4 protein-coding genes and 2 pseudogenes are annotated in these 7,286 nt (G+C 73.0%); 4 read left to right on the top strand and 2 right to left on the bottom strand.

The genetic code is table 11. The features are described 5' to 3' along the window. Window positions 1-247 precede the first annotated feature (247 nt). The gene (locus tag ACIRS1_RS22200; RefSeq protein ID WP_402842478.1) at window positions 248-2,173 is read right to left on the bottom strand and encodes a lamin tail domain-containing protein; all 1,926 of its coding nucleotides are present in this window, start codon (window positions 2,171-2,173) and stop codon (window positions 248-250) included. A 352-nt stretch (window positions 2,174-2,525) separates the two neighbouring features. Between ACIRS1_RS22200 and ACIRS1_RS22195 the strand changes: the two genes are divergently transcribed. Beyond that, complete coding sequence (locus ACIRS1_RS22195; protein ID WP_360221256.1) at window positions 2,526-4,055, top strand: FMN-binding glutamate synthase family protein; 1,530 nt, start codon at window positions 2,526-2,528, stop codon at window positions 4,053-4,055. On the opposite strand, the gene ACIRS1_RS22190 is transcribed toward ACIRS1_RS22195, so the two are convergent. Continuing rightward, on the bottom strand, window positions 4,033-4,158 hold the full coding sequence (locus ACIRS1_RS22190) for a hypothetical protein (protein WP_402842474.1): 126 nt from the start codon (window positions 4,156-4,158) through the stop codon (window positions 4,033-4,035). The two genes, ACIRS1_RS22195 and ACIRS1_RS22190, sit on opposite strands and share 23 nt — an antisense overlap. A 121-nt stretch (window positions 4,159-4,279) precedes the next feature. On the opposite strand from ACIRS1_RS22190, the gene ACIRS1_RS22185 reads away from it, so the two are divergent. From ACIRS1_RS22185 to ACIRS1_RS22175, 3 genes and pseudogenes are all read left to right on the top strand, one after another. Further along, window positions 4,280-5,281 carry a helix-turn-helix domain-containing protein gene (locus ACIRS1_RS22185; protein ID WP_402842471.1) on the top strand — a complete coding sequence of 334 codons (1,002 nt, stop codon included), beginning with the start codon at window positions 4,280-4,282 and terminating at the stop codon, window positions 5,279-5,281. A gap of 223 nt (window positions 5,282-5,504) precedes the next feature. Then, window positions 5,505-6,125, top strand: a pseudogene (locus tag ACIRS1_RS22180) (carbohydrate binding domain-containing protein); the annotation flags it as partial. Window positions 6,126-6,269: 144 nt separating this feature from the next. Next, a pseudogene (locus ACIRS1_RS22175) lies at window positions 6,270-7,271 on the top strand (chitinase); the annotation flags it as partial. Between the last annotated feature and the right edge of the window lie 15 nt (window positions 7,272-7,286).

Raw genomic sequence — 7,286 nt, 5'->3', positions numbered from 1 at the left:
GGGGGGGGGGGCCCCCCCGCCGCCCGCCCCGGGGGGGGGGGGGGGGGGGGCGGCCCGGGGGGGGGGGGGGGGCCCGGCCCCGGGGGGGGGGGCCCGGCCCCGGTTCCGGTGCCCGTCAACCCGTCGGCGAAGCTCCCGCCGGACGGGGACGGCCGCGGTCGTGACCCCGTCTGCCGGGAGCTCCGGAACTGCGCGCGGCGCGGGTGCCCGACGGGCTCCCGCGCCGCTCACTCGGCGGTCGGACGGTTCAGCAGGGGAAGGTGCCGCTGTAGAGCGAGTGCCCGTAGGAGGACGTCCCGGAGCCGAAGCCGTAGATGCCGTCGTCGCTCCAGACCGCCTCGCGGAAGCCGTTGACGCAGGTGGAGGTCGGCGCGAGCGCGAAGCCCTCCAGGTTGTCGACCGGCATGACGGCGGGGTTCGTGTAGGTCACGTCCGGGACGATCGCGCCGGAGGCGTTGACCTTCAGGAAGGTGTGCGTCTCGCCGCAGGTGTTGTCGCAGGTCGCCACGATGCGCTGGGTCCCGGCGTCGAAGGTCACGTCCATCACGGAGACCTTGCCGGTGGCGACCGTGCCGAAGGTGGTGAAGGTGCCGTCGGAGTTGAGGCCGTAGACGTGCAGCGTGCCGTCCCACTCGAGGCCGGCGAAGAACAGGCCCGCGCCGTGCAGCGGGTAGTTCGCCGGGTTGTAGGCGGCACCGGTGAGCGGGTCGACCCAGCTGTTCGCGGTCAGCCAGCTGTCGGGCACGTAGCCGACGCCCTCGAAGCCCAGGTTGGCGTCGTCCTTGCTGCCGGTGTCGAGCTGCGGGAACTGCGAGGTCATGTCCCACTGGTGGATCGGCGTGAGCGTCGAGCCGGTCGCGGCCGGGTCGAACTCCATGATCGTGTCCTTGGGGACGGTGTTGTTGCCGTTGTCGCGCTCGGAGGTCACGTAGACGTGGCCGTTGGCGCCGACGGTCAGCCCCTCGGAGTCGGGCTGGCCGGTGCCGCCCGCGAAGCGGATCTGCTTGCCGGTCGCGCTCCACGACGGGTCCGGGACCCACTTGCCGTTGCTCTTGACCAGCTTGTACAGCCAGTTCTTGTTCTTCGCGGCCCACAGCACGGACGGGTTCGCCGGGTCGAAGGCCAGGCCGCTCAGGTCACGGCCCTCGGGGCCGGTGGAGGTGGTGAACGCGCAGACGTTGTCGGCGATCGTGACGTCCAGGCCGCCCGGCCAGGCCAGGGTGCCGGCCGGGGTGGAACCCGTACCGCCGGGGGCCTCGGGGGTGCAGCCGCTGGTGAGCGCGCCGCCGCCGCCGAGCAGGTGGCCGGTCTGTCCGCCGCCACCGCCGCCACCGGCTCCCGTGCAGGAGTTGGCGCCGCCGGGCGTCGCGGTCACGGCGGTCCGGAACCAGCCGGTGCCGTTGGCGCAGCGCTCGTCCGAGGGCTTGGCGCCGCCCGTCGCCCAGGTCACCGAGTCGACGGTGGTGCCGTTGCCGTCGAGGAGCAGGACGGAGTCGTTGTCGCCCAGCCCGAGGGTGGAGTTGAAGGTGACGTAGCCGCCCGCGGGGATGCTGGTGGCGCTCGGCGAGGAGGACGAGATCGAGACCGGGGCGTGGGTGGTGTCGTTGTCGACGTACTTCCACGATCCGATGCCGACGGCGCTGGTGCCGCCGTTGTACAGCTCGACGGTGTCGGCGCCGTCCGAGGTGACCTCGTTGATCCGGATGCGGCTCGCCGCCGGGAGGGAGGACGGGCAGCCCGGGGCGTTGGCGCTGCCGAAGGTCGTCGCGGTGGTCGTGGTCACCCACGCGCCGGTGCCGTCGCCGCCGCAGCGGGCCATCGCGGGCTTCGCCGCGCCGGAGGCCCAGTCGACGCGGTCGACCACGGTGCCGTCGGCGGTGTAGATCACCAGCTTGTCCGAGTCACCCAGCCCCTTGGGGGAGTTGAAGGTGACGAAGCCGCCGGCCGCGATGGTGGTGGAGGACGGGCTGAACGACTGCGGGGAGAAGCCGTCGTCCGACATCGTCCAGCCGCTGATGCTCACGGCGGTCGAGCCGGTGTTGAAGAGCTCCACGGTGTCGTTGTTCGACGAGGTGACCTCGTTGATCCGAACGTTCTGGTAGCCGGCCGGGTCCGCGGCGGCCGCGGGCTGCGCGGCGACGAGCCCGGTGGCGACCAGTCCTGAGAACGTCAAAGCCGCGGCGCACACGGAGGCGACGCCGGCACGCGAGTGTGAGGTAGGCACGAGGCCGAACTCTGATGTCACAAGCTTGAAACGGCGTGTACGCCGGCTGAATGCCGTCTGCTGGGCACCGGAACGCCAGGCGTCCGCGGCCCCACCGGGGGTGGTCGGGGCCCCGCCGGGGGCGGTCCGCGGCCCGGAGCGGACCCTGGCCGCACGCCCGTTCGGTCGGCCTTCTACCATCGTGTCGCATTCTTCGACGGACGCTGCCGCCTGCCCGGTCCCGTGCCCGCCGTCCACCGCCCGACAGGACACAGCGACTCCACCGCACGGCGACGGGGTCGTGCACCGAGGAGGACCGTCCATGCAAGCCCGGAAGATCGGCGCTGCCGCCGCCGCGACGGCGGTGGCCCTGCTGGCCGCCCGCGACCTCACCCAGAAGAGGCACGCGCTGCTCCGGAACTTCCCGGTGGTCGGGCACGCCCGCTACCTCCTGGAGCGGATCGGGCCGGAGCTGCGGCAGTACATCGTGACCTCCAACGAGGAGGAGCGCCCGTTCAGCCGGGACCAGCGCACCTGGATCTACGCGTCGGCGAAGGAGCAGAACAACTACTTCGGCTTCGGGACGGAGCTCGACGTCGAGCACGTGCAGGGGCACGCCTACCTGAAGCAGCGGACCTTCGCCGGCGCCCTGCCCGACACCCACGACCCGCAGGCCCCGCTGCCCTCGGCCAAGGTGCTGGGCGGGCCGCGCGGCCGCGCCCGGGCGTTCCGGCCGGCGAGCGTGGTGAACATCTCGGCGATGAGCTTCGGCTCGCTCTCCGGCGCGGCCGTCACGGCCCTCAACAAGGGGGCGGCGCTCGCGGGCACGCTGCACAACACCGGCGAGGGCGGCCTCTCGCCGTACCACCGCAACGGCGGCGACCTCGTCCTCCAGCTCGGCACCTCGTACTTCGGGTGCCGCAACGAGGACGGCAGCTTCAACCTCGACAAGCTCAAGGAGGTCGTCGCCGGCGCCCCGGTCAGGGCGATCGAGATCAAGCTCTCCCAGGGCGCCAAGCCGGGGCTCGGCGGGATGCTGCCGGGTGCCAAGGTGACCCCGGAGATCGCCGCGATCCGCGGCATCCCCGTCGGCGAGGACTGCGCCTCCCCGTCGCGGCACAGCGCCTTCGGCGACGTCGACTCGATGCTCGACTTCGTCGAGCTGCTCGCCACCGAGACCGGCCTGCCGGTCGGGGTCAAGAGCGCGGTGGGCGAGGCGGGCTTCTGGCAGGAGCTGGCCACGCTGATGGCGCGCGGTGACCGCGGGGTCGACTTCGTCACGGTCGACGGCGGGGAGGGCGGCACCGGCGCGGCGCCGCGGATGTTCGCCGACTCCGTGTCGCTGCCCTTCCGGATGGGCTTCTCCCGGGTCTACGGGACCTTCGCCGAGCTGGGGCTCACCGACGAGCTGACCTTCATCGGCTCCGGCAAGCTCGGCCTGCCCGAGAACGCCGCCGTGGCCTTCGCCCTGGGCGTCGACATGATCAACGTGGCCCGTGAGGCGATGCTGTCGATCGGCTGCATCCAGGCGCAGAAGTGCCACACCGACAAGTGCCCCACCGGCATCGCGACCCAGAACCCGTGGCTGGCCCGCGGCCTCGACCCGGCCTCCAAGGCCACCCGGGCCGCCGTCTACCTGCGCACCCTGCGCAAGGAGCTGTTGAAGGTCTCGGGTGCCGTCGGCGTCGCCCACCCTGCGCTCATCACGCCCGACGACGTCGAGATCATGAACGGCGACTACGAGGCCCGGACCCTGGCCGGCGTCTACGGCTACAAGGAGGGCTGGGGCGAGCTCGGCCCGGACCTCCGGGACGCCATCACGGCCCTGGTCACCGGCGGTCCCGCCGTCTGACGCACCGCCCGGGGCGCCGCCCCGGCACCCCGGCACCGAGCGCGAGGGTGGCGAGGGTGGTGGCGGCGAGGGCCGCCGCTGCGAGCGTCCTGCGGGTGGTCATGGTCGTGGTTCCCTTCGACGGGGTGCCGGGCTGGCGCGGTGAATCCAGGGAATCCCGGGCCGTTCGGGCCGGTCGAGTGATTCGATGGCTTTCGGATGCCGGTGCGGAGGGGGTACGGCCCGTGATACGGATCAGCCTGGGCGCCGAGGGTCTGGGGAGCGTCAGGTTCGCGGTGTCCCCGCTGGACTCGGCGAAGGACCTGCTCTACGCCTTCGGGCGGACGCCGAAGGTGCTCAGCGCCGAGTGGCGGGCCCGGGCCGGGGAGGCGCTGGCACAGGAGCGGCTCGGGTTGCTGGGCGTGGTGGGCGGCGGCGGGCCGTGCGGCTACGCCCCGGACTTCCTGCGGCCGGAGTCGCAGGGCTTCGAGACGAGCCTCGACGCGGCCCTGCACCGGGTCGTCACCACCCCGCCGGAACGGATCGGCTACGAGCTGGGGCTGGCCGTCAACGGCCATGCGTGGGACCCGGATTCGGACCGACCGTCGCCGCGGCTGCTGCACCGGGCCCTCGAACGCGGGGAGCAGTACCTGGCGCACCGCCTCGCGGACGAGATGACGCAGTTCTGGCGCGCGGCCCTCGCGCCGTCCTGGCCCGGCATCCGGGCCCGGCTGGAGGCGGACGTCAGCGCCCGGGCCACCGACATCGCGCACCACGGGCTCGCCGCCACCCTCAACCGGCTGGCCCCGAACCTGGCGTGGCGCGACGGCGAACTGACGGTCCGGCTCCGCCCGGGCAGTCCGCACGGCCTGACGCTGCGGGCCGACGCGGTGATCCTGGTGCCGAGCGTCTTCGCCAACCAGGCGATCTTCTGCGCGGGTGAGCCGCCGGGCGCCCCCGCACCCCGCACCCCGCTGATCGTCTATCCCGCGGCCCCCGCGGACTGCCTGGCGCCGGCGGGCGGGGCGAGGCTCATCGGCGCGACGAGGGCGCGGATCCTGGCCGAGCTCGGCCACCCCCGGTCCACCGCGGAGCTCGCCCAGCGGCTGTACCTGAGCCCGGCGACGGTCTCCTACCACCTTCAGATCCTGCACCGGGCCGGGCTGGTCACCCGCAGGCGCCACTCCCACCACGTGCTCTACCAGCGCCTCAAGGGGACACCGGGGCTCGGCGGAGACCTGATCTGACGTCAGGACGGGCCGGAGGCAACGGTCCCGTCGGTGTGCGCGTCGTTCGCCGGAACGGGCCACCCTGCCCGCAATTGGTCCAGACCTATTGACCCGGCCTTGCGACCCCTCCTACGATCCGGTCCGGCACAGCCCCACATGTCCCCCCACCTCACCCAGAGCCGGGCGTCACGCCCCCACGCGTCGGTCATGTCCATGACGCTCGGCGGGAAGGGAGCACAGCATGTTCCGTCGGAGGTCGCGCACTCCACGCCCGTCGGGCGGGTTCCACCCCGGTCCGGACCCCGTCCGCCCCGACGGTGCCCAGGCCGGCGCCGAGCCGCCCGGGGCTCCCCGCCCGCACCGGGCGGGCGTCGAGCGCGCCGCGCGGGCGAACCGCACCGCCGGCCGCTCCGGGCCCGGGCCGACCGTCCTCCGGCGCACCCTGGCCGGGGTGAGCGCCGCAGCCGTCGTCGGCGCGGGCCTCGCCGTGGCCGGCACCGTCACGGCCGGTGCCGCCACCCCCAACCTGCTGGCCAACCCCGGCTTCGAGACCGGACTCTCCGACTGGACCTGCACCGGCGGGTCCGGCGCGGCCGTCACGTCGCCCGTCCACTCCGGGGCCTCCGCGCTCAGGGCCACGCCGTCCGGCCAGGACAGCGCCCAGTGCACCCAGACCGTCAGCGTGCAGCCCAACTCCCAGTACACGCTGAGCGCCTACGTCCAGGGCAGCTACGTCTACCTGGGCGCCACCGGCACCGGCCTGTCCGGCGCCCAGTCCACCTGGACGCCGAACAGCGCGACGTACGGCCAGCTCAGCGTCGGCTTCAGCACCGGGCCGAGCACCACCTCCGTCACCGTCTACCTGCACGGCTGGTACGGGCAGCCCGCGTACTACGCGGACGACGTGTCGCTCACCGGCCCCGGCGGCAGCACCCCCACGCCGACCGCCACCCCGACCACGGCGCCGCCCACCACGGCCCCGCCGACCACCGCCCCGCCCACCACGGCCCCGCCCACCACGGCCCCGCCCACCACCACGCCGCCCGGTGGTGACACCTGCCCGACCAAGCCCAAGCCGTCCGGCAAGGTCCTGCAGGGGTACTGGGAGAACTGGGACGGCGCCGCGAACGGCGTCCACCCCGGCATGGGCTGGGTCCCCATCACGGACAGCCGGATGGCCGCGCACGGTTACAACGTCATCAACGCCGCCTTCCCGGTGATCCTCTCCGACGGCACCGTCCTGTGGCAGGACGGCATGGACGCCAACGTCAAGGTCTCGACGCCCGCGGAGATGTGCCAGGCCAAGGCGGCCGGGGCGACCGTCCTGATGTCGATCGGCGGAGCCGCCGCGGGCATCGACCTGAGCTCCAGCACCGTCGCCGACAGGTTCGTGGCGACCGTCGTCCCGATCCTGAAGAAGTACAACTTCGACGGCATCGACATCGACATCGAGACCGGCCTGTCCGGGAGCGGCAACATCAACACGCTCTCCGCCTCCCAGGCCAACCTGGTGCGCATCATCGACGGCGTGCTCGCCCAGATGCCGGCGGGCTTCGGCCTGACGATGGCCCCCGAGACGGCCTACGTCACCGGCGGCAGCGTCACCTACGGCTCGATCTGGGGCGCCTACCTGCCGATCATCAAGAAGTACGCCGACAACGGGCAGCTGTGGTGGCTGAACATGCAGTACTACAACGGCAGCATGTACGGCTGCTCCGGCGACTCCTACCAGGCCGGCACCGTGCAGGGCTTCACCGTGCAGACCACCTGCCTGAACAACGGCCTCACCATCCAGGGCACCACCGTCAAGGTGCCCTACGACAAGCAGGTGCCCGGCCTGCCGGCCCAACCCGGCGCCGGTGGCGGCTACATGGCGCCGGGCCTGGTCAGCCAGTCGTGGAACGCCTTCAGCGGCTCGCTGAAGGGGCTGATGACCTGGTCGATCAACTGGGACGGTTCGAAGGGCTGGAGCTTCGGCGACAACGTCAAGGCCCTCCAGGGCCGTTGACCTCCCGGCGGCCTC

Source organism: Kitasatospora sp. NPDC101176, assembly GCF_044768035.1.
Classification (GTDB): Bacteria; Actinomycetota; Actinomycetes; order Streptomycetales; family Streptomycetaceae; genus Kitasatospora.
Note: the sequence above shows the minus strand (reverse complement) of the source record. Positions and strands in the feature narration are given on the sequence as shown.